This is a genomic window from Alcaligenes nematophilus (assembly GCF_026344155.1).
Taxonomy (GTDB): domain Bacteria; phylum Pseudomonadota; class Gammaproteobacteria; order Burkholderiales; family Burkholderiaceae_B; genus Alcaligenes; species Alcaligenes phenolicus.
In genome coordinates, this window is the sequence record NZ_JAPKMZ010000004.1 from 497,272 (window position 1) to 522,771 (window position 25,500).

The window sequence follows — 25,500 nt, forward strand, 5'->3', positions numbered from 1 at the left end:
GTCCAGTTAGCGGTATCAAACGCCAGGGGTCACACCCTGGCGTTCTTGTTTAACCAGCCGCAACCAATGCTCGATGCGCAGCAAGGCATGATTCGCACTTTGCTGGCGGATTTCATCCCGCGTGCCATCGAAAACAATCGTTTCCGTATAGACGACCAAAGGATCAAATTTATCCTGTGGCTTGAACAGCCAGGCAAAACATTGCGTGCCGGCCGGAATCTGCGGCTCCGCAATATCGTCAGCCACCCCCGTATTGGCAATGATCAAATTGGCCGGGGTCAATTCCGCGGCTCCTTTGGCCATGGCCCGCGCCACTGCCTCACTGCACAGATTGTTTTCCGCCAGCACCCGCTGATCGACGCCCAGGCAGCGATACTTGGCCTGCGGAGAATACGTCACAAAAGCACAGTCCAGTACAGCTGCCGCCCCCGCTTGGTCAGCCAGCGTGGACGCAATCAACCCTGCCGTGCAGGATTCTGCGGTTGCCAGCGTCAGCTGGGCCTCGGTCATGATTTTGACCAAGCGTGCAAGATCTACATCGTTCATGGCATACCCTCCTTATTGCTGAAACAAGGACGGTTTATTCAACCATAAAGTAAAAAAGCAGGAAACCAGCTCCTGCTTTCTGCTCACCATCTGGAACATGCGCTTACGCCGCCCAGGAACTTGATCAATCCCCGAACAGGCTGGACATATCCGTTGCTTCCAGCCCCAGATTGCTGGCCAGCGCGTCAAAACAACGCAAGGCCGCTTCTATATCTGCGTCCGCAATCCCTTCAAACAGGGGAGCACGGGATTGGCGCAGCAATTCCAGCAGGCGTTCGTGAAAGTCCCGCCCTTTTTCAGTCAGACACAACAGGCGAGCGCGCTTGTCCTGCTCGTCGGGCACACGCTCCAGCAAACCGCCAGACTCCAACTGGTCGATCAGGCGCACCAGGGTGGGGCCTTCCAGACGCATCATGCGTGCCAACTGCCCTTGCCGTATGGGTTCCCCCAACTGGGCCAGATAGCGAATCGGCAGGATGGTGGCCTCGGACACGCCATAACGCACCAGCGTCTGATCCAGTTCACGACGATACAGGCGCGCCAGCACAATCATGGACAGGCCAAATCGTTCATAAAGTTGGTGATTCATCAGGAAGTCTCCACAGCGCGCGGCGTAGCATCAGGCGGGTAAGCATAAACCAGAACCGCTTGCGCCCCCTGCAAGGACTGCGCCACATCCATGATCGCCTGCCTCAATACTGTGTCGGTACAGGATTGGCTGATACGCAGCAATTGCTGGGCCAACTCCACGGGCTGATGCTCAAACCCTTCCAGCAACTCACAGACCAGCTCCACACAGGCTTGCTGCTCCGGTCCGCGTTTGGCCAGCCGCTTCAGCGCGACCACGCCATGGCCCAGGTTGATCAAGGACAGCAAACCATGAGGGGTCTGCTCGCCCATCCAGTGCCAGAGACGCACCCATTGACGCGCTACCCGCGCACGCCAGACCCGGAACAGGCGTGGGCGCGAACGCTTGATCAAGGGATACAGTTCGCGCACCACACGTCTGACCAAGGCTTGGCCACGAGGATGAGTCCGGCGAGGCAAAAGAAAGAAAGCACTGCACACGATCGCGGAGCCCGCCAGCAAAGGCAAGGACTCCTTCAAGATGATGGGCCAAGTAACCGCCGCCATCCCGGCCTGACTGGCCAGCTGGAAACACATATTCGCGTCCAATGCCCAGGTCGACGTAGGACGGTTGGCACGTAACAAACCGCCGATCACCAAAAAAGGAAGCACGGACAGAATGACCTGCCAGTCCGCAACCAGGTGTACCTGGACGAAATAGCGATAAAAGCTGGCTACCAGCACGCCCACGGCAATCCCGGTAAACATGGTTCGGCTCATCAGTTGCGGACGCGGCATGGAGCCCAAAATAATGGAGAACGTACACACCCCAATCGCCATCAACTCCAGCGCGGGGCTGGCCAAAGCGTAAGCGATACCACCTGCAGTGAAAGCAGCCAGGCCACTGACCAGGCCTGTGCGGATTGCCAAGGGCCAATCCACCGAAACAGCAGGCGTCGTCAGAAAACGGTGCCGTCTGGGCTGCACCCGTTCAGCGAACAACCCCTGCTCCGCCCTTTGTATTTGACCCATTGCACGGCGCAAGCGCGCCAGACTGATCTGCCCCTCTTGCCGCAAGGCTGTCTTGCCCAGCACCCGCAAACTCAGACCGTCCTGCAAGCGTTGTGCCTGTTCCTGCAAGTCGCGTGCATAATCCGCGGCAGGCGAGAGGCCCTGCTCCCTTTGCTGGACAATCAGCGCGCTGGCGGCCAAAAGCTCAATCACGGCGTACAGAAACGCATCCACATAAGGCAGGCGTCGATAAGCATCCAGAGAGCCTGCCGCCAGAATACGGGCTTGGGCATCCAGATCCACAATCTCCTGGCGAACACGGCTCCACGAGCTTTGATCCGGCTGCTGATAAGACGGCCCCAAAGCATGAGCAGCGATGCGCAAGGCATCCGCCGCCAGGACACGTACGCGCTCGTAATACGTTTTGCGCTGACTGCGCGGCGTTGTCCGCGAGCACAGCAAGGTGGTGACCACGACCCCGATCAGCGTGCACTCCACTCGCGACAAGGCCAAATCCAGTGACGCCTCCGGAGCCAGCACCGAGGGCAAGACCACCACGCCAATCGTGATCCCCGCCAGCATGGGCAAGTAAGAAAAAGCGCCCCGAAACACATGGGTCAAGGCCGAGGCCACCCCCACCACCAGGGCCATCCCCAGCAATTGCAGATAAGGATTGGGCAAGTGCAGGAACGCCAATCCCAAACCGGCCCCCACCAACGTTCCCAAAATCCGCCACAAAGCCCGCTCGTACACCAGCCCCCGATACGCTTGCGACAGCACCCACACCGGCATGGCAGCCCAAAACGGGTTATCAACGGAAAGCAGAACAGCGATGGTGAACGACAGCCACGCTGCCAAGGCCAAATTCAGGCCATGCAGGAGCGCAGGTCGATCCAGCTGGATCCAGGAAAATGAGGGGAGCATAAAAGACAGGAGACAAAACAAAGGCTAAAGCATGATTATATAGATAGCTTACCTACCTATTCAATTACAGCTAGCTGAATATCGTGTTTATGGCAGCTCCGGCCCTGCCCGCCAGACATAAGCTTCAAGGCGGAACACGCTGTTTCATGCTGCACCGCAACAGCCTCCCTGGTTTCCATCACGCCTTTCAAAGCTAAACAATTTGCGCCCTGCCCCGCCCTTTTTCAGCCACTCCATGGTTGTTTGTTAGTTTTCATAAACTATCGCCATCCAGGCATGGTCAAACCGTACGGGAGCGTTCTATGATGTTGGCAGCCTGACCGGCAGGTACCCGAAATCCTGCCCGTCACCCCGTTTTCTTGGCAGGAGTCTTTATGCAAAAGTGGCTGACACGCTACACCGCCTTCTACATCATCATTGGCCTGACCGCCTTTTTCTTGCTGCTTTCCTTGTTCAGAAGCGCAAGCTGGCTATGGCTGGCGATACCAGGGCTGGCCCTGTGCATTCAGGGCTTGGTGGACATCACTCAAACTCGTCACGCCATTCGTCGCAACTACCCGGTTATCGGCAATCTGCGCTTTATCTTTGAAGCCATACGCCCTGAGATTCGCCAGTACTTTCTGGAAGGCGATGAGCAGCAACTGCCTTTTTCGCGGGCGGACCGCTCCCTGGTGTACCAGCGCGCCAAACAGCAGGTCGACAAGCAGCCTTTTGGTACTCACCAGGAGGTCTACAACAATGGGTACGAGTGGATCAACCACTCCATGACGCCCAAGCACATCAAAGACTCACAGTTCCGTATCACGGTGGGTGGGCCGGACTGTACCCAGCCTTATTCGCTGTCGGTGCTGAATATTTCGGCCATGAGTTTTGGGGCGCTGTCGGCCAATGCCATCCTGGCCCTGAACAAGGGTGCCAAGATGGGCAATTTTGCGCATGACACGGGCGAAGGCGGCATCAGCACCTATCACCTGCGTCATGGCGGTGATCTGATCTGGAATATTGGCTCGGGCTACTTTGGTTGCCGCGATGAACAAGGCAACTTTTCTCCCGAACGCTTTGCCGAACGAGCCACTCAGGATCACATCAAAATGATTGAAATCAAGCTGTCGCAAGGGGCCAAACCTGGCCACGGCGGCATCTTGCCCGGCACCAAGGTCTCGCCTGAAATTGCCCTGGCACGCGGTGTGCCGGAAGGCGTGGACTGTAACTCGCCCCCCAGCCACAGCGCTTTCCATTCTCCCGTAGAGCTGCTGGAATTCGTGGCCAAGCTGCGTACCTTGTCCGGTGGCAAGCCCGTGGGCTTCAAACTCTGTATCGGACATGCCTGGGAATGGTTTGCCATTGCCAAAGCCATGCTGAAAACAGGTATCACACCAGACTTTATTGTGGTCGATGGTGCGGAAGGCGGTACCGGTGCCTCCCCCGTGGAGTTCATTGACCACGTCGGCACCCCCTTGCGCGAGGCTCTGCGCCTGGTTCATAACACGCTGGTGGGTATCGGTTTGCGCGAACAAATCCGCCTGGGTGCCTCGGGCAAGATCATCAGCGCCTTTGATATGGCCCGCATCATGGCCCTGGGTGCTGACTGGTGCAATAGCGCGCGTGGTTTCATGTTTGCCGTGGGTTGCATTCAGGCCCAGGCCTGTCATACCGACAAGTGCCCCACTGGCGTGGCGACACAAGATCCGCAGCGTCAAAAAGCCCTGGTGGTTGATGACAAATCCCTGCGCGTGGCCAGCTTCCATGGCAATACGCTCAAAGCCCTGGCTGAACTATTGGGTGCGGCGGGCCTGGAACATCCGGACCAGCTACGTCCTCACCATATTGCCCGCCGTATCAGCAACGGCGAAGTGCGCGTGATGTCGGCTCTGTTCCCGGATCTGAAAAAAGGCGAACTCTTGCGCGGCCACTATCGTCAAACGATTTTCCGTGTGGGCTGGCCTATGGCCAACCCCGACTCCTTTGAACCGGCCTATAGCCTGAGCAAAGCCTTGTCGTACTTGAATGATGAAGCTGATCCTGAGGAAATCATGAAAAAACAGGACGCAGCTGATAGCGCAGGCCAAGCCCTGGCCTGACGCGGCACGCGGCAGTCTCCCTAGCGGGACTGCCGCACCGTCCCTACCCCTGCATCCATTTCCCCATAGATTTCAACGCCGGAAGGTCGACTCCAGCTGCTGTCTGCAGAGCGATCCGGTGTTGAACACGCCGCCAGCCCCAGCACCATGACCAAGGCGCTCAGCACCCCATAAATCTGTCGCATATCAAGCTCCTTGATGACAGGCGTCTACTGTGCCACAGAATCTGGGCAAACTGATTTCCATCTGTACTAGAATGCTCTGATCATGATCAGGCACTGCGCATTCCCCACCTCAGGTACTCGCAGCCGGTTTTTACTGGTGCTGGCAATCTGCGCCCTGCTTTTGCGTGGTCTGATCCCCAACGGCTACATGCCCAGCGCCGACCCGGCCAATGCAGCCGCGCTCAGCCTGTGCGTTCAGGGCGACCCTTTCCTGGCGCAATGGAGCAGCCAGCTACCTGGTGGCCCAAAGCACGACGAGCAACACAGCCTGCATGCGGCCTGTCTGTTCGCCCAGGCCCAGGCGCAAAAAGCCCTGAATGATGATCCCAGCCCTGCCTGGAATCTGACACCTACACCACGACATACCTGGGACACTGCCCAACAGGCGGCGGCTCCCGTTCTTCCCCTGACGGGCCCGCCCCTGAGTGCGCGCGGTCCCCCCTCCACGCTCGTTTCCTGACCAGCCTCGGCTGCCCGGCGCAGCCACCTTATGTTGTCAATTAGCGGGATATTTCTATGAACGCCTCCTTCTCACGCCGCCAGCTCCTGCTTGCCATGCTGGCGACTCCTCTGGTCCTGAGCGCCTGCGGCGACAAGGCCCCCAAGCAGCCCGCCTTTCGTAATCTGGAAGGTGTAGACATGAGCAGTGCCGACTTTGCCAAGGATTTCAGCTTGCTGGATACCGAAGGCCAACGTCGCACCATGGCCGACTATCGCGGCAAGATCGTGCTGATCTTCTTTGGTTTTACCCAATGCCCCGACGTCTGCCCGACAGCCCTGACTCGTGCCGTCGACATCAAGGAACAGTTGGGCGAGGATGGCGACAAGCTGCAAGTCTTGTTTATCTCCATTGACCCGGAGCGCGACACGCCCGAACTGCTGCAAGCCTACATGCAGGCTTTCGACCCCAGTTTCGTGGCCCTGCGCCCCACCGAGGAAGAGCTGGCCAAAACCGCCAGCGACTTCAAAGTCTTCTATCAAAAGGTTCCTACCGGCTCCAGCTACACCATGGACCACAGCGCCTTGACCTATGTGTATGACACACAAGGCAAGTTGCAGATCGCCCTGCGTCATACGCAAACGGCTGAAGAAGCCGTGGCTGATATCCGCCAGGTACTGGCTCTGAGCAAGTGAACCCCAACAGGATTACCAACATGAAACGTACTATTGCTCGCTCTCTTTTTTCCCTGGCCGCCTTGCTGAGCCTGCCCACCCTGGCCCAGGCCGAAGTCACCGTTACCGATCCCTGGGTTCGCGCCACGGTTCCCGGCCAGCAAGCCACCGGCGCCTTCATGGTGCTGCAATCCACCGACAACGCCCAATTGCTGGGCGCCAGCAGCAGCTTGAGCAAACAGGTAGAGGTACACGAAATGGCGATGGAAAACGAAGTCATGCGCATGCGCCAGGTTGAAAAGATCGACCTGCCCGCTGGCAAGGCTGTGGAACTGAAACCCGGCGGCTACCACATCATGCTGCTGGGTCTGGACAAACAGGTTGAGGCGGGCAGTTCCGTGGATCTCACCCTGGAAATCCAGAATGCCGCCGGTCAAAAGGAAGAGCTGAAAATCAGCGCTCCGGTCCGTGCCTTGAACACCAAGGCTGGCCAGGGTCACCAGGGCACACACGGCCACTAAGGCCCTGTTCCCACCCCTTCAAACCGCCTGTTTTACCGGTTTGAAGGGCTTTGTTTCAGACTTCCGGGTTTTCCATAATTGGCTGGTTTTGATTAGCTAACGTACATTGAAACCACTGACATAGTGTCAGTAAGCTGTCTGAAACACAGCTTTCCCAAACTGTCATCATGACAGTTCACCGCCGCCAGAGCGGCCCATAGGCCCTACCGCAACGGTAGGGCCTTCGTGTTTCTGCAGCAGGCTCTTTGCATATCACTAGGCCCTTGCCCAGGTCTGGAGTAAAGTTAAGACCGTAGCGTCGGTTTAACCTTGCAAGGAGTACATAGATGGCTCTAAGTCCACATGACAACAATCGCTCTGAGTTGCTACGTCAACTGCCCTTGAAACCAGGATGGTTTATTGGTCTGGGCATCGCCCTGATTATTCTGGGTCTGATCGCCTTGATCTACGTGGTTGGCGCCACGGTTGCCAGCGTGGTGTACGTCGGCATCCTGATGACCATAGGCGGCGTGCTGCATCTGGCTCATGCATGGAGTTCCAAAGGCTGGCGCGGCTTTCTGTTCTGGAGCTTGAGCGGCATTTTGTACCTGTTCGCCGGTTTGATCGCCATCAGCAACCCCTTGGTAGGCGCCACCGTCCTGACCCTGATTTTTGGCGCCTTCCTGATTGCCTCCGGTGCATTCCGACTCTGGATCTGGTTCCAGAATCGGGCCCAGGCAGGCGGCGGCTGGATGGCTTTCTCCGGCCTGATTACACTGGCAGCCGGTTTGATCATTGCGGCAGGCTGGCCCGGCAATAGCGTATGGATTCTGGGCCTGATCCTGGGTATTGACTTGCTGACCCAAGGTTGGGCCAGCTTGTTGATTGGTATGGCAATCAAGCGCAATCAGAACTGAACCATCGGCCAGGATCAAACCCCTGCGTCGGGATTGATCTCCGCTGACTAAATCACTGCAAATCACTCCGAAAAAATGCCCGACCAGAAGCAGATTCTGGTCGGGCATTTTGCTATCTTGATCTCCCGCCCTGGACCGTAGATCTGCCACCAGGCTGCCAAGCCTGCAACTAAAGCGGTACAGAGCAAACCCTACAATCGACTATCGGACTTCCAGCGCTGGCAGAGCGGCATCCCTTCCCCGCAGCCAGGGCTGACGCGTATGGGCCAGCATCTGCGCATCACCGGGGCTATCACCATAGGCCATATCCAGCTCCACGGGTTTATCGCCCAGCCACGCCTGCAAGCGATTCACCTTCTCCTGCCCCCAGCAATTGGCGCTGGCCATGCCCACACAACCTTGTTGATCATCAAAGGCCAACTCTGTCGCCAGCACCTGAGCCATTCCCTGTGCTTGCGCCCAGGGCTGTAAATAAATGGACGGCGAGGCACTGACCAGCACCACCGTATCTCCCCGCTCTCGATGGGCACGGACTCGTTCCATCATTTCCGGGCGGACAATCTGCGGCACATAGTCCCGCACATAGGTGTCGGCTAAAGCCTGAACCTGCTCCCGGCTCAAGCCACCCAAGGCACTGCGTAGAAAACGATGCTTGATCGCCTGACGACGCTGCGGACCGCGATCCCAGACCAGGACGCGAGGCACGCAAGCTAAATAGGCACGAATACAGACCGGCCAGCCTCGCATGCGACGTATGAAGTCCTGCAAGCTGTCCCGGTCTGTAATCGTGCCATCAAAATCAAATGCGACCAGCACAGGTACCCCTTTGGTTTTCAGAAAAAGGGCTAGTGTAAAGGGGAACACCAGCCCTTCCCAAGCCCTGCTTTATAAGGCCCAGCCACCCAGGTAGAAAACAACCAGGGCAATGGCAATCAGAACCGTGCCCACATTCAGGCGACGCAGTTCACCCGAGAACAGGCGACCCAGCACCAGCGTGCAAAAGCCCAGCATGATGCCTGTGACGATATTGACGGTCAGCACGATAAACACGGCGCACACCAGACCCGCCATGGTGTCGACCGTATCTTCGGTATTCAGATGACGCACGCCGCCCAGCATCAGCAAGCCCACATACATCAAGGCAGGCGCAGTCGCATAGGAAGGCACCAGACCGGCCAAAGGCGACAAGAAGATCAGCATCAGGAAACCCAGGCCAACCACCACCGCGGTCAGACCGGTACGTCCCCCGGCGGCTGTGCCGGCAGCAGATTCAATGTAGGCGGCGGCAGGCGAAGCCCCCAAGCTGGCAGACACCAAAGAGCTGAGCGAGTCCGTCGTCAGGGCGCGGCTGCCATTGATGATCTGGCCATCCTTGTCCAATTGCCCGGCATTGCCCGCTACCGCACGAATCGTGCCGGTCGCATCAAACACGGCTGTCATCACCAGAGCCAGCACACTGGGCAGGACGACCGCATTCAAGGCCCCGCCTATGTCCATGGCACCGATCAAGGAGTTCTCGCCCAGCAAGCTAGGCATGGCAAACAGGCCAGTAAAGCGCACATTGGGATCGAAGATCAGGCCTACCGCCGACAGACCCAAGATCACCAGCAAGATACCGCCCGTGACACGACGGCGCTCCAGGCCAAAAATCGCTGCCAGACCCAGCACACTCAGCCAAACCGGCATGGACGTGACGTCCCCCAGGGCAACCGGCAGACCTGCGCCCGTATTACGGGTCACCAGACCTACCTCGTTGGAAGCGATCATCAACAAGAACAGGCCAATTCCGATACCCGTGCCATGCGCGATGCCCAGGGGCAAATTGCGCAGAATCCAGGTACGAATCCCGGTAGCGGAAATCAGGGTAAAGATCAGGCCCATCAGGAACACGGCACCCAGGGCGACGGCCGGGCTGAGTTGCTGACCCAGCACCAAGTCAAAAGCCAAGAACGCAGTCAAGGACAAGGCACAGCCCACCGCAATGGGCAGATTCGCCCACAGCCCCATCAGCAGGGAGCCAAAAGCGCTGGTCAGACACACGGCCACAAAGACCGACGAGGTATCAAAGCCCGCCTTGCCCAGCATGGACGGTACGACAAATACGGAATAAACCATTGCCAGGAATGTCGTCAGCCCTGCCAAGACCTCCTGACGCAGAGAACTGCCGCGCTCTGTATAGGCAAAATGTTTCTGCAACCAACCGCCAGCAACCGGAGGGACCAGGGCCTCCTGCCCTGGCCGCAATGCGGATTCTTGCTCAGCCATACTTCATGCTCCTTTATCAGTATTGTGATGTCTGAAACGGTACGTTGCCGTCATCAGGAATCAGTAATGGACAGTTCCAGCCCCAAAGGGGGCAAAAGACTTCTCACACGCTGAATCAAAGAAAACGCCGAGCAAAGACGAGTCCTGCCCTGCCCGCAACAAGGTGCAGACATAGGCAGAAAGAAGTAGGTATGCGGGGGTGTCTCCGACCGAACCGAGGCCTTTGCGGCGCTTCTTTTGATCCCGATAATGGGAAGTGAGGCCCATTCTACGAGCCGTCAAGGACGGGAAAATCACCTTTAGGTAATGAGGGTTATCAATCGCTTCGGTGGCGAGATACAGGCATATAGGCTTGGCCGATGAACTGCTGGCGCAACTGCTGCCATTGACGTTGCATATCCTGGGCCTGCTGCTGGTCGGGTCGCAAACGCTCTGGTTCCAAGTGCATCAGAGCCAATCCATATTTGGCCGCCGACAGCTCCTGCGCGACGCTGGCTGACTGCTGCACCGCCTGGGCAGGACGTTCCTGCCATAAGCTGCCCAGGCCGCTCAAACTGTCAGAAGCCTTGGCCAAACGCTGACGTACCGAACCTGCAATACTGACAGGCCAGATCTGGGTAAACATCACGTACATCACCGCATTGCCCAGCAAAATACCGATCACCCGATCACGGGCCGAATCCAGGTCAAAGCTGGGACCAAAGCCCTGCAAGGTCACCAGATAAAAGGCAAAGGCAATTTGAATGCCGGCATACGAGATACGTTCCGGGCCATAAAATACCCAGGCCCCTAACAGGGACACCAGAAATACCACGACCATCAAGCCGCCAATATCCAGCAGATGCGGCATCACAAACAAGATGGTGATAAAGCCCAGCGCCGCCCCCAGCAAACAGCCCACAATCCGCAAGGTCAGCTTGTGTACGGTTTCCCCGGTAGAGCCCAAAGCGGCCACGTAGCAGGTAATCATGGCAGTATGAATGCCCTGCCAGTCTGCCGCGCTATAGATCAGATAACAAAGCACTGCAGCTGCCGTCGCCTTCAAGGCATGGTGCTGATAAACCGGATTACTAAAGGCGTCGGGCACCATGAAGGAGCCATGTTCCGGATCCGTTTTGCCAATAGACACCGCCCCCGACAAGGCCAGCAAGGCATCGCGCAAATCTTGTTCGGCCAAAGAACTGGAGGCTGACAGCTCGGGCAGATCATCCATCTGCGGCAAACGCCCTTGTTCAATATCCTGTGCGCTGCGTTCGCACATCTGGGCAAATGCTGTGGCCTGCTCATTGTCCAGATGCTGATCGCGCAAGACGGCAACCGCCAGCAAGGCTCGGTAGGTATTCAAGATGGCCTGATCCAGTTCTGCCTGCTTTTGTGCAGGCCGCAAATGAAACAGCCGTATCCAGCCCAGTCGCTTCTGTTGTGCACTGACTCCCAAAGCCAGTTCGTCCCACAAATCCTGCGTATCTGCCTGCCCCATCAAACCCTGGGCCGACAAACGCAAACGCGCTGCCAGTTCACGGCGCAACACCTTGTGCGGGTACAAACCAAAACAGAGATTGAAGATCAGCACCAGGCCCATGGGGGCGCAGGTCATTAACCAGGCATAAAGCACGGCACGGGTAGCAATCTCGCCAAAGGGCACATAGCCCAACAAGGTCAGCACAAAGGCGATGACCAAGGCAATAATCCCGCCCAAAGGCCCCAGCTTGCTGGCTACCCCGAGAAACAACAGCACAAAGGAGGTCAGCACCATGGCCAGCAAACGCCAGGCCGGATACTGAATCGTGACCTGAATCAATGGCACCATCAGCAGCACCACAATGGACACCAGCACCACCAGAGCCAGCGCCAGTACCGAGCTTTCGCCGGCATCGGACTTCATCACAAAGAAGATCACAAAGCAGCTGACGGCAGACTCGGGAATACCGTAGTTCATGGCCAGCAGCACCATCAAGGCGCACAGCACTGCCACGCGCCAGCTTTGCGCCAGACGACCGGGGGTGGGCTGCAAGTCTTGCCAGACCAGCCGCGCCAGACCCGACACGCCGGTCTTAGCAGTTGCCATCGCGATGAATAATGGTGGTGGCCGAGGCACCCATGCGCATCAAGTCCTCGGGCGGGGCATCCAGACGGATACGCACTGGAAAGCGTTGCGCTACCCGTACCCAGTTCATGGATTTCTGAATATAGGGCAGGCTGCGCGGCAGATTGATCTGCTCCTGGCTGCTGACGCCCCAACCAATTTCCTCTACCTTGCCCGAGAGCTTGCGCGAAGGATCGGACATCACATACACCGTGGCGCAGGCACCAGGCTTGATCTCTTTCAGATCCGTTTCACGGTACATGCCCGTGACATACCAGGAATCCGTATCCAGCAAGGTAAAGACAGACGTGCCGGGCATCAGATGTTCTCCCGAGCCGATACGCAAGCCCACGATACGACCGTTGTGCGGTGCCTTGACCTGAGTATGTTCCAGATCACGCTGGGCCATCGCCAAACCTGCCTGTCGCGCTTGCACCATGGCTTCTTCTGCCTGCGTATTGCCGACCAGAGCCTGAGCGGCCCCGGATTGCTCTGTTGCCTGTTTCAAGGTGACTTGAGCATCACGCAGCAAGGTATTAGCTTCATCCAATTGCTGTTGGGAGACATAACCCTTGGCCGCCAGATTCGCCAAGCGACGCTGGCTTTGCGTGGCCATCGTCAAATTGGTTTTAGCGCGGGTAATCTGATCATCGGCAATAACGGCGTTATGCCCTTCTGCGCGCACAGCCCGTTGCTTCATGTCCAGCGTAGCCTGAGCCAGCGCCAGTTCAGCTTGGGCCTGTTCCAGACGCAGCTGATAAAACACCGGGTCTACGGTAAAGAGCAGTTCATCGCGGCTGACAAACTGACCGTCACGCACCATCATGCGCTCAATGTGTCCAGGCAAGGAGCTGGAGATATGCACCACATCGGCACCGATCACCGCGTCTTCGGACAAAGGGTTGTTGGCAGAGCGCTGCAAATACCACCATGCCAAGACAATGGCGGCGACAACAATCAGCACGCTCAGCAGGCGGGCAGCGCCTTTACGGGGGGAGGATTTCTGTGCCTGGGTCATGGCTCAGTCACTCGAAGAAAAGAAGAAGTGCGGCAAAGGTCAGTGCCAGCGTCAAGCAGGCATAGACAGGCAAACGCATGGGCAGGGCATCATCCACACCTGCACGAATCAGCCCCCAACGAATCAGCAAGGTCAGCAGCACGGCGCCCAGCACACACACCAGCCAGGCCGGGAAATACGAACCCGCCATATAGACCGAAGGGGCAAGAGAACATCCCCCCAACAAGGGCAAGACAGCCAGACCGGCTAGTAGCGCACGCATGCGTGGCATCTCCCTGATTATTGTTAAACCGATCTGCGCATGGCGCCCTGATCGCTGCGACGAATTGTACCTGAGCCCTTTCAAAGACATCATTTATATCTCTGCCGGATTAAGCAACTGTGTATCTATGATTTTCACGAGTATAGTGACAAACATCTTTCTGATAGGGTCTCAATAACCTCGGTTATTTACACAGAGTTGCCATGGATGACGTAAACCTGACTTTAAGCATGCTGGCCGCCGTTTTAATCAGCAACAGCGTGGTCAAGATAATACCTGTTGCCATCCCTGCCCCTCTCGTACAGATTTTGCTCGGCTTTCTGATTGCCGGCTGGTTCAATCATGGGATGACCCTGAATCCGGATCTGTTCTTTTATCTGTTTCTGCCGCCCTTATTATTTCTGGATGGCTGGCGCATTTCCAAGGAAAGTTTAATTCGGGACCGAATTGGCATTCTGGTTCTGGCTTTTATTCTGGTCTTTTTAACGGTATTCGGATTAGGCCACGTGCTGCACTGGCTCATTCCTGCCATGCCTTTGCCAGTGGCCTTCGCCTTGGCCGCCATTGTCTCACCAACTGACCCAGTTGCCGTCTCGGCCATTACCCGCCGCGTGCCTCTGCCGCCACGACTGCAGGCCTTGCTGGAGGGTGAATCCCTGTTCAACGATGCCAGCGGTCTGGTTGCGTTTCGACTTGCTGTAGCCCTGGCCCTGGGCGGCTCTTTCTCCATCACGTCTGCCAGCCAGAACTTCCTGTGGCTAACGCTGGCCGGCCTGGTCGTGGGCGTAGTGACCACGCGTGCCCTGCTTTTTCTGCGTAATCTCTTTGTGCGCCGCTGGGGCGAAGAGCCAGGGCCAGAAGTTCTGTTCAGCCTGCTCCTGCCTTTTGCGTCCTACTTCCTGGCTGAACAAATGGAGGCCTCTGGCATTCTGGCCGCTGTCGCGGCAGGCGTGACCATGAGCTACGCCGAGCTCTCGGGCAATGCACTGGCGGCCACCCGTATGCAGCGCAAGACCGTCTGGGACACCTTGCAACTTAGTTTGAATGGCATGATGTTCGTCTTGCTGGGCGAGCAACTACCCGCTATCTTTCGCGGCGCGGTACAGGTTGTCCAGGAGACCGGCCACCATAATCCAGCCTGGCTGCTGGTCTATGCGGTCGCCATGTGTACCACCCTGATTTTGCTGCGCTTTCTATGCGTTTACGCTTACCTGTGGCTACGACGCGGCCTGTCCCTGCTGGGCTTGCATCATGATGCTGAGACCGCCCAAGCCAACCCGCGCCTGGTGCTGGTGCTGTCCATTGCCGGGGTACGAGGTGCCGTCACCCTGGCCGGTGTCATGACCTTGCCGCTCACTCTTGCCGATGGCAGTCCTTTTCCTGCCCGAGATCTGGCCATTTTCCTGGCCTCCGTCGTCATTATCGTGTCACTGCTGACGGCCAGCCTGGCCCTGCCACCCATCATGAAACGAGTCAGCTTCCCTGCCCTGCGTCGACGTCAGGAGCAGGAAGAACGGGCCGAGCAAGCCGTACGTCACGCCAGCGCCCAGTCGGTGGCACAGACATTGAATGACTTGATTGCGCACAATCCCGAGTCCTCAGGGGCGCGTTACACGGCCATGGCCGACCGCGTCCTGGGCACTATTGCTCACAGCCCTCAAGGTGACGGACTGGAGCCGGATCTGGCAGAACAAGCACTGGAAAAAGACATGCAAATCCGGGCCATCCACGCCGCGCGTGAGGCCGTTTACACCTTAGCTCGCACACACCAGATATCCGATGAAATCGCTCGCGAACGGGTCCGCCTGCTGGATCTGATCGAACTGCGTATGTCTTGAGTCCGCCTTCCTTTCATTTATCGTTGATTTTTTAGGACGCCATGCAGACTTACTCCTACCTGGGCCAGTCCCCTGCCCTGCGCCAACAACGCCAAGCCTATCGTCACGGCTTGCCAGCCTGTGTTTGTGCCCACCCCTCCATTCCCTTCATTCACAAGCGCTTGAGTGCATCAGCCAGTTTCGCCCCCAGCGCGGTCCCTGCAGGCCCGGCCTTCCAATCCAATAATGCCCTGGATCAGAAACCCATCGCCCTGGCTCCCAAACTGATCCTGAGCAATCTGCGCCTGTTTGATGGTGAAACAACAGAGCTGAAAAACGGGCTGGCCGTCCAGATTGACCAGGGCCGCATCACTGCCGTCATGCCGATTGCCGAGATTCCGGCCGACGCCACCGTCATGGACTGCCAGAACAAAGTCTTGATGCCTGGCCTGATCGACGCCCACTGGCATAGCCTCTTGTGCGCTGTCGACCAGATGACCGCCATGATGGCCGACCCGGCTGACCTGCATTTGATTGCCAGCAAAGAAGCCGAGCGCACCTTGCTGCGCGGTTTTACCACCGTGCGCGATGCCGGTGGCCCCAGCTTCTCCTTGAAACGCGGTATTGATATGGGCTTGCTGCATGGCCCGCGCATCTATCCTAGCGGCGCCATGATTGCGCAAACCGGCGGCCATGCAGACTTTCGTATGCGCTACGAAGTGCCACGCGCAGAAGGCGAGCTAAGCCATACCGAACGAGCAGGTGTAACCTGCATTGCCGATGGCGCCGACCAAGTCCTGCGTCGTGTTCGTGAGCAACTGATGCTGGGCGCCAGCCAGATCAAGCTGATGGCCGGGGGTGGTGTCACCTCCTTGTACGACCCACTGGAAGGACTGCAATTTAGTGATGCCGAACTGCGTGCCGCGGTGGGCGCCGCCAGCGACTGGGGCACCTACGTGATGGTGCACGTGTACTGCGCTCGTGGTATCCAGCGTGCGATCAAGGCAGGCGTGAAATCCATCGAACACGGCCAACTTGCCGACGAAGAAACCGCCCGCATGATGGCTGGCGAAGGCGTGTGGTGGAGCCTGCAACCCTTTCTGGCCGATGAAGATGCCAACGTCCAGCACGACCCGCGCAGCAAGGCCAAGCAGCAACAAGTGGCCGTGGGAACCGTACGTGCCTACGAACTGGCCGATAAATATCAGATCCAGACCGCCTGGGGCACGGACATTCTGTTCACCCCCGCCCATCTACCACACCATGGCCGCATGTTGTCCAAGCTGACCCGTTTTTACAGCCCACTCAAGGTGCTGAAAATGGCGACCGGAGATAATGGCCGGCTGCTGCAACTGTCGGGCCTGCGCCAACCGTACGAAGGCGAGCTGGGCGTGATCCGAGCCGGTGCCCTGGCCGATCTGCTGTTGATTGATGGCGAACCCGAACAAAGCCTGAGCTTTCTGGAGCAGCCCGAACAGAACCTGCTCTTGATCATCAAGGACGGCAAGATTTACAAGAACGCCCTGCCCGCCTGAAACCTCATCAAGGAGCTCCCATGCCCAACGAAGTGATGCAGTTATTCAAATTGCTCGGCCTGGGGCTGGCATTTTTGCTGCCCCTGGCCAATCCCCTGACTTCAATGGTGATGTACCTGTCGTTGGGCGAAACCTTGAGCGCAGCAGAAAAGAAGCAGCAACTGCGTCAGGCAACGCTGTATGTCATTCTGGCCTTGCTGATTACCTACTACGCCGGTTTGTGGATTACTTCGGCACTGGGCATTTCCATGGTGGACATGCGCATCGGGGGCGGGCTGATCGTGGCGTATATCGGCTTTCGCATGTTGTTTCCCCCCACTGTCAGCGACGTGGTTTCCAAAGCAGCCGATCAGAACACCGCTGCCCACAACAATATCGCCTTCGTTCCACTGACCCTGCCCTCCACGGTCGGTCCCGGCACTATGGCTCTGGTTATCAGTGCCTCCTCCAAAATGGCTGGCATGCGCGGGCACTATGCAGAATGGGTGCTGGTGGCCACGCCCATCATTCTGGCCATCCTGATTGGTTTGATCTTTTTCATTTGCCTGCGCTCCTCGCTCAGCATCGTGCGTGTGATCGGGCATAACGGCGTCGATGCCATTTCACGCATCATGGGGTTCTTGCTGGTCTGCATGGCCGTACAACTCGTCCTTGAAGGCGGACAGCAGTATGCTGCTACGCTGCTGACTCATTCTGCTGCCCCCTGAATTTATGTCTATGACTTGTTTTCCTGCATTGCGTCTGACTCTGGCTGTGACGGCCGCCCTGACTCTGGCCGCCTGCGCGGCGCCTGATCACAAACCCATGGCCCAGGCCATGCCCGAGCAAGATGCGCCGGAACCACCTCGCCTGACATTGGCCGATTACAGCGGCCCGGATCAAAACCAGCCAGCGCCCCGCGTGCAAGCCCATCACGAATACAGCCTGCCAGAACTGATCGACCTGGCGCAACGCCTGAACCCCAGCACCCGCATTGCCTGGGGCGAGGCCCAACAAGCCGCAGAAGCTGCCGGTATGGTGGAAAGCACCTACCTGCCCTTGATCTCCGCCAGCGTGGTGGGCGGCTATATGCGCAGCGACCGCGACAGCAGCGTGCACATTCTGGGTAGAGAAGTCGATGTGGACTACGACACCCATTTAAGTGGCGCCGTCCCTTCCCTGACCTTGAAGTGGCTGCTGTTCGACTTTGGCAAACGCGCCGCCTTGCAAGAGGCGGCCGACAAACTGGCCATGGCCAGCCGGATTACCTTCAGCGGTGTGCATCAAGCCGTGATTGCGGAAGTATCCATCAGCTACTTCAACTACAACTCGGCCCGCCAACGCGAGCAAATCTCTGCCCAAGGGCTGAAAAATGCGGCACTGATTGAAGATATCGCCCTGGAGCGGCAGCGCAATGGGCTAGGCACCCAGATTGAAGTCGCGCAGGCACGACAACTGAAAGCCCAGGCACGTTTGCACCATGTAAATGCCAGCACTCTGGCACGTCAGTCTTATCAAACGTTGCTGGGTGCAATTGGCCTGTCCCCGGAAACGGAGCTGAAAGTCGCCGATAGCGCCAGCCGCCCCCTGCCCAAGGATCTGGATATCCCTGGCAATGACACACTGAAAAAAGCCATCGCGCAGCGGCCCGATGTACAGGCCCTGCAAGCCGCCCATCAGGCCAGTCTGGCAGGCATAGACTCAGCCGAAGCCAGTTTCATGCCCAAGTTGGCCTTGATGGGTTTTATTTCCAAACGCATGGGTTCATTAAGTGTAGGCAGCCTGCCCGAAGTCAGCCCGCAATCCTCCTCCCGAGGCGCCGTGCTGGCCCTGAATATCCCGATCTACGACGCTGGGCTACGCAACAAGCAAGTACGCGAAGCCCAGTTGCGTGCCGACACCGCGCGCGAACGCGTCGCCAAAACCGAACAAGACGCCTACAAGCAAATGATCATCGCTGCCGACGCGCTGCGAGCTGCTCTGGAGTCTCATCAAGCCGCCACCAGCCTGGTCGAGGCGGCACAAATCACTTACCAAGGTGCGCTGGAATCCTATAAGGAAGGTCTGACCGGCATGACCTTGCTGACCGAAGCGCACAGCGGTCTATTGGGTGCACAAGAAGCCCAGACTACGGCTCATACTGCAGGTTTGGTCGGCTCTGTAAACCTGGCCTTTGCCATGGGTGAACTCAATCAAGCCCCCAAAACCCCTGGGGATGCCACTAAGTAGTAGGCAAAGAAGAAGCAAGCCACACTCTACTTGGGAGCAAAAATAAAAAGGGAGCCATGCAAGGCTCCCTTCTCATGTAGCAACCGCTACTGCAGCAACTTACTGCTCTTCAATCGCATCCAGCGCCTTGGCAAGGCGCTCCACCGAGCGCTCCAGATTGTTCAGCTTGTCCAGACCAAACAGACCAATTCGGAAGGTCTTGAAATCGGCAGGTTCATCGCATTGCAAAGGCACGCCCGAGGCGGCTTGCAAACCAGCCTTGGCAAACTTCGCGGCCGAATGTATCCCGTCGTCCGTGGTGTAGCACACCACCACCCCCGGCGCTTCAAAACCTGGTGCCGCCACGCTGCGGAAACCATGTTCGCTGAGCAAGGCACGCACCTTGCGGCCCAGCTCCAGCTGACGATTGCGGATCCAGTCAAAGCCCAGAGCTTCCGTCTCGGCCATCGCCTCTTGCAGCACCTTCAAGGAGTCCGTCGGCAAGGTGGCATGGTAGGCATGAGCCCCGTTCTCATACGTTTCCATGATCTGCAGCCACTTGCGCAGATCGCAGGCAAAGCTGGTGCTGGTCGTGGTTTCAATGTGCTGACGAGCACGCTCGCTTAACATCACCAGACCGCAACATGCCGAGCCAGTCCAACCCTTTTGCGGCGCGCTGATCAGCACGTCCACACCCACATCCTTCATATCCACCCACACGGTGCCCGATGCAATGCAATCCAGCACAAACAGACCGCCCACCGCGTGCACGGCATCGGCGACCTGACGCATATAGTCGTCGGGCAACATGATGCCGGAGGCTGTTTCCACGTGCGGGGCAAACACCAAAGCCGGTTTTTCAGCCTGAATTGCGGCAACCACTTCTTCGATAGGGGCCGGTGCATAAGCGGCCTGCTTGCCTTCCTCAATCGGGCGTGCTTTCAGAACCGTGGTGCTGGCGGGGATGGAACCCATGTCAAAAATCTGAGTCCAGCGGTAGCTGAACCAGCCATTGCGTATCACCATGCACTTGCGGTCCGTTGCAAACTGACGGGCCACTGCTTCCATGCCAAACGAGCCGCTGCCCGGCACCACGATGGCCGAATGTGCCTGATAGACCTGTTTGAGCGTGCGGGAGATTTCACGCATCACTTCCTGGAAGGTCTTGGACATATGGTTCAAGGCACGGTCGGTATAAACCACCGAATATTCAAGCAGGCCGTCCGGATCAACGGGAGTGCTGGTTTGAGACATGAAAACCTCGGAATTCAGATGTAGAAGATATAAGGATCGAAGGATTTTAGACCAAGCCGCTTGGTACGGGCAGCTTGACCCCAAGACCCTTCCGGTCAGAAGAAATTGCACAGACAGGCCGAACAAGAACAACCTGAATGAGAATTATTGCTATTATTCACTATTCTTTTTTCCGCCTGCTCCGCTAAGCCGCTCCATGTCTCACCCTTCACGTCCCATAAAAGCCTGGCTCGCCTCGTATAGCGAGCTGTTTGGCGTATGGCGGCGCAAGGCCGAGAGCCGGGAAGACGCGGAAGATGCCATGCACGACACCGTTGTGGGCATGCTGGAAAACAACACTACCCTGATCGACAACCCACGTGCCTATCTGGCACGAGGCACCAACAACCGTCTGATCAGCCGCCATCGCCATCAAACCATCCTGACTGTCTTACCCTTGGACGAGCTAAGCGATACCGAGCATCCGCGCCAGGCCGGGGCTGACAGCCACGCCCAGTTTGAGCAATTAGCCGACGCGCTGGTGAACGCGCTGGCCGACTTGCCCCCAAAATGCCGAGAGGTCTATATCAAGCATCGACTGGAGGGCTGGACCCATACCGAAATTGCCCAGGACATGGCCCTTTCCCGCAGCATGGTGGAAAAATACATGACTCGTGCCTTGCGTCACATCCATGAACGGCTGCACCATTACGTACCTGACTGACGCCATGTCGTACACAAAGCCCGCGCAATGACCCGCCCCTCTTCCTCCAACGAACTGGATCACCCCAGCGATGCCGCTCATTGGTTCGCCCGACTGCAATCGGGGGAAGCCAGCGAGCAGGACCACCAGGCCTTCCAAGCCTGGCGGGACGCTGATCCTGACAACGCGCGCCGTTACCGCGAGGTGGAGTACCTGTGGCGCGCCAGCCAGGCCGTCCCGGAAGAACGCCTGCGCAGGCTGCTGCCCCACGCCCCTGGTCGTGTGCCATCCCCCAAGCGCCGTTATCTGACACTGGGTTTGGGCGCGCTTGGCATGCTGGCCCTCTCGGCCGGAGCCATCCATCAGTCAGGCTGGTTGAACCCGGTAGAAGAAACGGTACAGTTGCTCACTGCCAAAGGCGAGCGTCAGCAAATCACCTTGCCCGATGGCTCTGTTGTGGACTTGAATACCGACACCATCGCCCAGGCTCGTTTATCTGCCTCCAAACGGGAAATCGAACTGCTCCAGGGTGAAGCTTTTTTTGCCGTCCAACACTACCAAACCCTGCCCTTTATCGTGCGCACCGACTTGGGCACCGTAACCGTCACCGGCACCCGCTTCAATGTGCGACGGCTGGGAGACAGCCTGCAAGTCAGCGTTCAGTCCGGCTCGGTCAAAGTGGAGTCCGGTCCTTGGTGGCGTCGCCAGGAACGCCTCCTGGAGGCGCAGCAACAAGTCCTGTTGCGCCAAGGTGCGGAGCCCGGTCCGGTACACACGGCCGACGTGGAAAGCCTGACAGCCTGGCAACGCGGCAAGATCATTTTCAAGAACACGCCTTTGGAAGTGCTGGTACAGGAAATGGCTCGCTACCTGCCCCAGCCCTTGACGCTGGACGCCCCCGCCCTGCGCCAGCACCGTATCTCCGGCATTTTCGATGTCGACCAACCCGAGACTGTCCTCAAGGCCTTACCGGCCATTGCCCCAGTCCGGGTCCAGAGCGATGCGTCAGGTGTGACGCACATTGTGGCGCGCTAAAAACAGAGCTTCCTGGGCCTGTTACAAAATAATCATGATTCTCATTCCGGTGATTGAGCACCTTGTGCGTCTAGGTAGGTGAAGGAGGCTATCCCGTGCAGGACAGTCCCCTGAGTCCCTTTGGCCAAAGGCTGGGCGCGTCTATCGCGCGAGATGTATTTTCATTGGAAAACGTAGGATCGTGAGCCCCTTTACCCCACGTCGTCGCCACTCGCCCCTTTTGCAGGCGAAGTTGAGTGCCTTGACCTTAAGCCTGAGTCTGGCCTTCAGTCTGGCCCCTTCTGCTGTGCAGGCCCAGCAAACTGTCTCTATTCAGATCCCCGCTCAGCCGTTGGGCGATGCCCTGCTGAAACTGGGCGAACAGACCTCTTTGCAGATTTTTTTCTCTCAGGATGTAGTTGCCGGACGCCAAGCCCCCTCGGTCTCGGGTCATCTGGCACCTGAGCAAGCTTTGCGTCAATTGCTGGACGGCAGTGGCATCAACTACACCCGAGACGGCAACACGGTCACCTTGTCAGCCGGTGTGACTCAATTGACGCCAGTCACAATACGCCGCGCCCCCACAGACACCGCTGACAGCTACGTCGCACTGAGCAGCCGCGGTGGCAAGCTGGACGTGCCCTTGATCGAAACCCCGCGTTCGGTCTCCATCGTCACGCAAAAGCAGTTAAAGATTCTGGCCCCGCAAAGTATTGAACGCGCCCTGGCTTACACCCCTGGCGTTCAGACTGACGTGTCCGGCTCGGGCGACCTGCGCATGAGTGGCGCGGTGATACGTGGCTTTAGTGACGGCAGTGCCTACTACAAAGATGGCTTGAAGCAACTCTCGGCAGGCACCTATGGGTCCTGGAATGATGATATGGACAGCCTGGACAGCATCGAAGTGCTGAAAGGCCCGGCCTCGGTCCTGTATGGACAGGGACGCCCCGGCGGCGTGGTCAACGTGGTGTCCAAGCGCCCCACAGCCGATCACGTGAACAGTCTGGGACTGGGCTATGGCAGCTACCAGCGCCGTCAGTTAACGGCGGATCTTGGTGGAACCTTGAACGACGATCAATCCCTGCTGTATCGCCTGAACCTGTCCGGGCGCAAAAGCCATGGACGCACCATAGACTCGCGCGACGATCGTGTCTCGGTGTCCCCCGCCCTGCTTTGGAAACTGTCGGACCGGACCAGCCTGACACTGTTGGGTTCGTATTCGCGTGAACGAGGCACTCCCAAGTCCTGGTGGCCCAATCTGTTTTATTACCCCGAAGTCACTGACCTGCCGCTCAAACGCACCGCCGGGGACCCGGCGTTTGACTACTTCAATCGCGACACCAAAGCCATTGGCTATGCTCTGGAGCATGACACCGAAAGCGGCTGGCGCTTGCGTCAGAACCTGCGCTATTCGGAAATCGACATTGATTACCGCCATATCTACGCCATGGCCGTTCTGGCCGACCAGCGCAGCGTCTCCCGCGCCAGCTTGGCCCAGGAAACCAAAGGCCGCACCTTCACGGTAGATAGCCGTGTCGGCAAGGACTTTAACTGGGGGCCGTTGGAGCACACCCTGGAATTTGGTGTGGACTATCTGCGCTACAAAGAAAACGACGGTTTGGGCTTTGGCTGGAACGTACCTGACCTGGACATGCTCGACCCGGTATACGGGCTGTCCATCACACCGCCCGAACTGGATTACTCCGAGCGCGATCTGAAGCAAACCGGGATTTACATGCTGAACCAGCTGAAATGGGACCAGTGGGTTGCCAATGTCAGCTTGCGTCACGACACCGCTCGCACCGTACAAAGCAGTGCGACGCAGCCGCGCATGACGGACCGCGCCACCACCGGCAGCGCGGGCTTGCTGTACCTGTTTGACAATGGTGTGGCTCCGTACATCAGCTACTCCACCGCCTTTGACCCCACAACAGGGCGGGCCGCCGATGGCACGGCATTCAAGCCGCGCGAGGGTAAGCAATACGAAGCCGGGGTGAAGTATCAGCCACCGGGAACCGATGCCCTGATTACCGCTGCGGTGTTTGATCTGCGCCAGACCAATGTCACCACGCCCGATCCGAACTTCCCGCGTTTCAGCGTCCAGACAGGAGAAGTTCGATCCACGGGTATCGAGCTGGAAGCCAAGCTGCCCATTAGCTCTCAGCTCAACCTGATGGCGGGCTATACCTATCTGGATCCACGGACCACACAAAGCGAGCGCCCGGCAGAAATTGATCGGCAGACGTTGCAAACCGCACGTCAGACCGCCAGTCTGTGGCTGGACTATCGGCCCCAGCAAATTCAGGGCTTGATGCTGGGGGCCGGTGTACGGTATCGGGGCAAGTCGCCCAACGATGTACGGCCGGATGGCAGCCTGAACTACAACCCTTCTTTTACCTTGGCAGATATGGCGGTGGCGTATGAGACCTCCCGCTATCGGGTAGCCCTGAACGTCAACAATGTGTTCAACAAGAAGTATTACACCGGCCAGTTCCGGGGCATGGAACGGGAAGTGATGTTGAACATGAATTTGTATTGGTAATCATCTTGCTGAACAGGAGGCTGTCTTGCCTGACAAGTACAGCTTACTCTGACTAAGTGCAGCGGCAGGCCGCGTCTTTCTTGACTCGGCCTGCTGCTCTGAGTACCGTGATGAGCACGTTTCATCTAGTCCGGGTTTCATCATCATGCAGGTAGCACACTTCAGCCAGAACACCTTGGGACGCGATATTGCGGTTGGCGATATTCACGGTTGCTTCTCCAAGCTGAAAACGTCTTTAAAGCGGATTCGTTTTGATCCGTCCAAGGACCGCCTTTTTTCGGTGGGCGATCTGGTGGATCGCGGTCCGGAGTCGCATCAGGTTCTGAAGTGGCTGGACCTGCCCTGGTTTCATGCGATTTGTGGCAATCACGAGCAGCTGACCTGGCGGCGGGCGATTGGGCAGCCTATTCAGGAAGTGGATCATCGCGTACATGGTGGGCTATGGCTGGACGATTGCACCTCGCACGAGCAGGCACTGATCGCTCAACGTCTGCAAGCCCTGCCTTTGGCGATGGAAATAGAAACGCCCTTGGGACTGGTGGGTATGGTTCATGCCGACTTTCCCTACGACAACTGGCAGCATATTCATACCGAGGGTTTTGATGCCAATGACCGCTATGTCTGTATGTGGTCCAGGGATCGCTATGTGACTGGCTACGATGGCATGGTAGAGGGTCTTCGGGCTTTGGTGCATGGGCATCAGACGACGCACAAGATGCGGCAATTAGGGAATGTGTTTTTCATTGATACCGGCGGGTGGCTGGATCATGGGCATTTCACCTTGCTAGATTTGAAGCGCTTGGTGGCTTTGTAGGGTCTTTCGGCTCTTCGCTCGCAATTAGAGATTGTTTTTGCCTAATTAGTCTCTGGGAAGGCGCTGTTTCGGTCCTGCTGGGGTGTCGGGGCTGAGCACTGGCCAGCGCTGCGCGCCGGTACCCTTGTCGAGAACTCGATC

General features: G+C 57.8%; 23 protein-coding genes. 13 read left to right on the forward strand and 10 right to left on the reverse strand.

Going from position 1 to position 25,500, the window contains the following annotated elements; all coding sequences use genetic code 11:
* Positions 1–15: 15 nt before the first annotated feature.
* The 3 genes from OSH04_RS13580 to OSH04_RS13590 all read right to left on the reverse strand — a co-directional run bounded on the left by OSH04_RS13580 (position 16) and on the right by OSH04_RS13590 (position 3,048).
* Positions 16–546, reverse strand: coding sequence for a CinA family protein (locus OSH04_RS13580; RefSeq protein ID WP_026484714.1), 531 nt, complete (start codon positions 544–546; stop codon positions 16–18).
* 124 nt (positions 547–670) lie between these two features.
* On the reverse strand, positions 671–1,135 hold the full coding sequence (locus OSH04_RS13585; protein WP_009460957.1) for a MarR family winged helix-turn-helix transcriptional regulator: 465 nt from the start codon (positions 1,133–1,135) through the stop codon (positions 671–673).
* On the reverse strand, positions 1,135–3,048 hold the full coding sequence (locus OSH04_RS13590; RefSeq protein ID WP_266108675.1) for an FUSC family protein: 1,914 nt from the start codon (positions 3,046–3,048) through the stop codon (positions 1,135–1,137). The genes OSH04_RS13585 and OSH04_RS13590 overlap by 1 nt, the downstream gene beginning before the upstream one ends.
* Before the next feature lie 374 nt (positions 3,049–3,422).
* Between OSH04_RS13590 and OSH04_RS13595 the strand changes: the two genes are divergently transcribed.
* A complete protein-coding gene (locus OSH04_RS13595; protein WP_035268337.1) occupies positions 3,423–5,129 on the forward strand; it encodes an FMN-binding glutamate synthase family protein in 1,707 nt (568 codons plus the stop codon).
* Between the two features lie 20 nt (positions 5,130–5,149).
* Here the strand turns inward: OSH04_RS13595 and OSH04_RS13600 are convergent, their stop codons facing one another.
* A complete protein-coding gene (locus OSH04_RS13600) occupies positions 5,150–5,314 on the reverse strand; it encodes a hypothetical protein (RefSeq protein ID WP_157664272.1) in 165 nt (54 codons plus the stop codon).
* 82 nt (positions 5,315–5,396) lie between these two features.
* Between OSH04_RS13600 and OSH04_RS13605 the strand changes: the two genes are divergently transcribed.
* The 4 genes from OSH04_RS13605 (at position 5,397) to OSH04_RS13620 (ending at position 7,883) form a co-directional block, all read left to right on the forward strand.
* Positions 5,397–5,813 carry a hypothetical protein gene (locus tag OSH04_RS13605; RefSeq protein WP_035268339.1) on the forward strand — a complete coding sequence of 139 codons (417 nt, stop codon included), beginning with the start codon at positions 5,397–5,399 and terminating at the stop codon, positions 5,811–5,813.
* A 56-nt stretch (positions 5,814–5,869) separates the two neighbouring features.
* On the forward strand, positions 5,870–6,487 hold the full coding sequence (locus OSH04_RS13610; RefSeq protein ID WP_026484718.1) for an SCO family protein: 618 nt from the start codon (positions 5,870–5,872) through the stop codon (positions 6,485–6,487).
* A gap of 20 nt (positions 6,488–6,507) precedes the next feature.
* Positions 6,508–6,987: a copper chaperone PCu(A)C gene (locus OSH04_RS13615; RefSeq protein ID WP_266108677.1), complete on the forward strand. Its 480-nt coding sequence runs from the start codon at positions 6,508–6,510 to the stop codon at positions 6,985–6,987.
* A gap of 326 nt (positions 6,988–7,313) precedes the next feature.
* Positions 7,314–7,883 (forward strand): HdeD family acid-resistance protein, encoded by a 570-nt coding sequence (locus OSH04_RS13620; protein ID WP_009460967.1) that lies wholly within the window; start codon positions 7,314–7,316, stop codon positions 7,881–7,883.
* A gap of 201 nt (positions 7,884–8,084) precedes the next feature.
* On the opposite strand, the gene OSH04_RS13625 is transcribed toward OSH04_RS13620, so the two are convergent.
* The 5 genes from OSH04_RS13625 to OSH04_RS13645 all read right to left on the reverse strand — a co-directional run bounded on the left by OSH04_RS13625 (position 8,085) and on the right by OSH04_RS13645 (position 13,514).
* Positions 8,085–8,699 (reverse strand): HAD-IB family hydrolase, encoded by a 615-nt coding sequence (locus OSH04_RS13625; protein WP_035268864.1) that lies wholly within the window; start codon positions 8,697–8,699, stop codon positions 8,085–8,087.
* 69 nt (positions 8,700–8,768) lie between these two features.
* A complete protein-coding gene (locus tag OSH04_RS13630) occupies positions 8,769–10,148 on the reverse strand; it encodes an NCS2 family permease (protein ID WP_035268349.1) in 1,380 nt (459 codons plus the stop codon).
* A gap of 316 nt (positions 10,149–10,464) precedes the next feature.
* On the reverse strand, positions 10,465–12,216 hold the full coding sequence (locus tag OSH04_RS13635) for an FUSC family protein (RefSeq protein WP_266108678.1): 1,752 nt from the start codon (positions 12,214–12,216) through the stop codon (positions 10,465–10,467).
* Positions 12,203–13,252, reverse strand: a complete 1,050-nt coding sequence (mdtN, locus tag OSH04_RS13640) for a multidrug transporter subunit MdtN (RefSeq protein ID WP_021446781.1) — start codon at positions 13,250–13,252, stop codon at positions 12,203–12,205. The genes OSH04_RS13635 and mdtN overlap by 14 nt, the downstream gene beginning before the upstream one ends.
* 7 nt (positions 13,253–13,259) lie before the next feature.
* Entirely contained in the window at positions 13,260–13,514 is a 255-nt protein-coding gene (locus tag OSH04_RS13645; RefSeq protein WP_170978589.1) for a YtcA family lipoprotein, read from the reverse strand.
* A gap of 203 nt (positions 13,515–13,717) precedes the next feature.
* Between OSH04_RS13645 and OSH04_RS13650 the strand changes: the two genes are divergently transcribed.
* Genes OSH04_RS13650 through OSH04_RS13665 form a run of 4 tightly spaced genes read left to right on the forward strand, consistent with a single transcriptional unit; the run spans position 13,718 to position 19,074 of the window.
* Positions 13,718–15,352, forward strand: coding sequence for a Na+/H+ antiporter (locus tag OSH04_RS13650; protein ID WP_060186963.1), 1,635 nt, complete (start codon positions 13,718–13,720; stop codon positions 15,350–15,352).
* Between the two features lie 41 nt (positions 15,353–15,393).
* Complete coding sequence (locus OSH04_RS13655; protein ID WP_266108679.1) at positions 15,394–16,866, forward strand: metal-dependent hydrolase family protein; 1,473 nt, start codon at positions 15,394–15,396, stop codon at positions 16,864–16,866.
* 20 nt (positions 16,867–16,886) lie between these two features.
* Positions 16,887–17,573, forward strand: a complete 687-nt coding sequence (locus OSH04_RS13660) for a MarC family NAAT transporter (protein WP_266108680.1) — start codon at positions 16,887–16,889, stop codon at positions 17,571–17,573.
* A gap of 10 nt (positions 17,574–17,583) precedes the next feature.
* On the forward strand, positions 17,584–19,074 hold the full coding sequence (locus OSH04_RS13665; RefSeq protein ID WP_266108681.1) for a TolC family protein: 1,491 nt from the start codon (positions 17,584–17,586) through the stop codon (positions 19,072–19,074).
* A 99-nt stretch (positions 19,075–19,173) separates the two neighbouring features.
* Here OSH04_RS13665 and OSH04_RS13670 read toward each other — a convergent pair whose 3' ends face one another.
* On the reverse strand, positions 19,174–20,307 hold the full coding sequence (locus OSH04_RS13670) for an aminotransferase class V-fold PLP-dependent enzyme (protein WP_042489025.1): 1,134 nt from the start codon (positions 20,305–20,307) through the stop codon (positions 19,174–19,176).
* 196 nt (positions 20,308–20,503) lie between these two features.
* Between OSH04_RS13670 and OSH04_RS13675 the strand changes: the two genes are divergently transcribed.
* The 4 genes from OSH04_RS13675 to OSH04_RS13690 all read left to right on the forward strand — a co-directional run bounded on the left by OSH04_RS13675 (position 20,504) and on the right by OSH04_RS13690 (position 25,359).
* Positions 20,504–21,010 (forward strand): RNA polymerase sigma factor, encoded by a 507-nt coding sequence (locus OSH04_RS13675; RefSeq protein ID WP_266108682.1) that lies wholly within the window; start codon positions 20,504–20,506, stop codon positions 21,008–21,010.
* A gap of 27 nt (positions 21,011–21,037) precedes the next feature.
* Complete coding sequence (locus OSH04_RS13680; protein WP_266108683.1) at positions 21,038–22,024, forward strand: FecR family protein; 987 nt, start codon at positions 21,038–21,040, stop codon at positions 22,022–22,024.
* A 181-nt stretch (positions 22,025–22,205) separates the two neighbouring features.
* Complete coding sequence (locus tag OSH04_RS13685) at positions 22,206–24,545, forward strand: TonB-dependent siderophore receptor (RefSeq protein ID WP_266108684.1); 2,340 nt, start codon at positions 22,206–22,208, stop codon at positions 24,543–24,545.
* Between the two features lie 145 nt (positions 24,546–24,690).
* Positions 24,691–25,359 (forward strand): metallophosphoesterase, encoded by a 669-nt coding sequence (locus OSH04_RS13690; RefSeq protein WP_266108685.1) that lies wholly within the window; start codon positions 24,691–24,693, stop codon positions 25,357–25,359.
* The last annotated feature ends 141 nt before the right edge of the window (positions 25,360–25,500 follow it).

What these genes read in the sequence shown, in the direction of transcription:
- OSH04_RS13580 (WP_026484714.1), bottom strand. Translation starts at nt 546, where the DNA reads ATGAACGATGTAGATCTTGCACGCTTGGTCAAAATCATGACCGAGGCC.
- OSH04_RS13585 (WP_009460957.1), bottom strand. Translation starts at nt 1,135, where the DNA reads ATGAATCACCAACTTTATGAACGATTTGGCCTGTCCATGATTGTGCTG.
- OSH04_RS13590 (WP_266108675.1), bottom strand. Translation starts at nt 3,048, where the DNA reads ATGCTCCCCTCATTTTCCTGGATCCAGCTGGATCGACCTGCGCTCCTG.
- OSH04_RS13595 (WP_035268337.1), top strand. Translation starts at nt 3,423, where the DNA reads ATGCAAAAGTGGCTGACACGCTACACCGCCTTCTACATCATCATTGGC.
- OSH04_RS13600 (WP_157664272.1), bottom strand. Translation starts at nt 5,314, where the DNA reads ATGCGACAGATTTATGGGGTGCTGAGCGCCTTGGTCATGGTGCTGGGG.
- OSH04_RS13605 (WP_035268339.1), top strand. Translation starts at nt 5,397, where the DNA reads ATGATCAGGCACTGCGCATTCCCCACCTCAGGTACTCGCAGCCGGTTT.
- OSH04_RS13610 (WP_026484718.1), top strand. Translation starts at nt 5,870, where the DNA reads ATGAACGCCTCCTTCTCACGCCGCCAGCTCCTGCTTGCCATGCTGGCG.
- OSH04_RS13615 (WP_266108677.1), top strand. Translation starts at nt 6,508, where the DNA reads ATGAAACGTACTATTGCTCGCTCTCTTTTTTCCCTGGCCGCCTTGCTG.
- OSH04_RS13620 (WP_009460967.1), top strand. Translation starts at nt 7,314, where the DNA reads ATGGCTCTAAGTCCACATGACAACAATCGCTCTGAGTTGCTACGTCAA.
- OSH04_RS13630 (WP_035268349.1), bottom strand. Translation starts at nt 10,148, where the DNA reads ATGGCTGAGCAAGAATCCGCATTGCGGCCAGGGCAGGAGGCCCTGGTC.
- OSH04_RS13635 (WP_266108678.1), bottom strand. Translation starts at nt 12,216, where the DNA reads ATGGCAACTGCTAAGACCGGCGTGTCGGGTCTGGCGCGGCTGGTCTGG.
- mdtN (WP_021446781.1), bottom strand. Translation starts at nt 13,252, where the DNA reads ATGACCCAGGCACAGAAATCCTCCCCCCGTAAAGGCGCTGCCCGCCTG.
- OSH04_RS13645 (WP_170978589.1), bottom strand. Translation starts at nt 13,514, where the DNA reads ATGCGTGCGCTACTAGCCGGTCTGGCTGTCTTGCCCTTGTTGGGGGGA.
- OSH04_RS13650 (WP_060186963.1), top strand. Translation starts at nt 13,718, where the DNA reads ATGGATGACGTAAACCTGACTTTAAGCATGCTGGCCGCCGTTTTAATC.
- OSH04_RS13655 (WP_266108679.1), top strand. Translation starts at nt 15,394, where the DNA reads ATGCAGACTTACTCCTACCTGGGCCAGTCCCCTGCCCTGCGCCAACAA.
- OSH04_RS13660 (WP_266108680.1), top strand. Translation starts at nt 16,887, where the DNA reads ATGCCCAACGAAGTGATGCAGTTATTCAAATTGCTCGGCCTGGGGCTG.
- OSH04_RS13665 (WP_266108681.1), top strand. Translation starts at nt 17,584, where the DNA reads ATGACTTGTTTTCCTGCATTGCGTCTGACTCTGGCTGTGACGGCCGCC.
- OSH04_RS13670 (WP_042489025.1), bottom strand. Translation starts at nt 20,307, where the DNA reads ATGTCTCAAACCAGCACTCCCGTTGATCCGGACGGCCTGCTTGAATAT.
- OSH04_RS13675 (WP_266108682.1), top strand. Translation starts at nt 20,504, where the DNA reads ATGTCTCACCCTTCACGTCCCATAAAAGCCTGGCTCGCCTCGTATAGC.
- OSH04_RS13680 (WP_266108683.1), top strand. Translation starts at nt 21,038, where the DNA reads ATGACCCGCCCCTCTTCCTCCAACGAACTGGATCACCCCAGCGATGCC.
- OSH04_RS13690 (WP_266108685.1), top strand. Translation starts at nt 24,691, where the DNA reads ATGCAGGTAGCACACTTCAGCCAGAACACCTTGGGACGCGATATTGCG.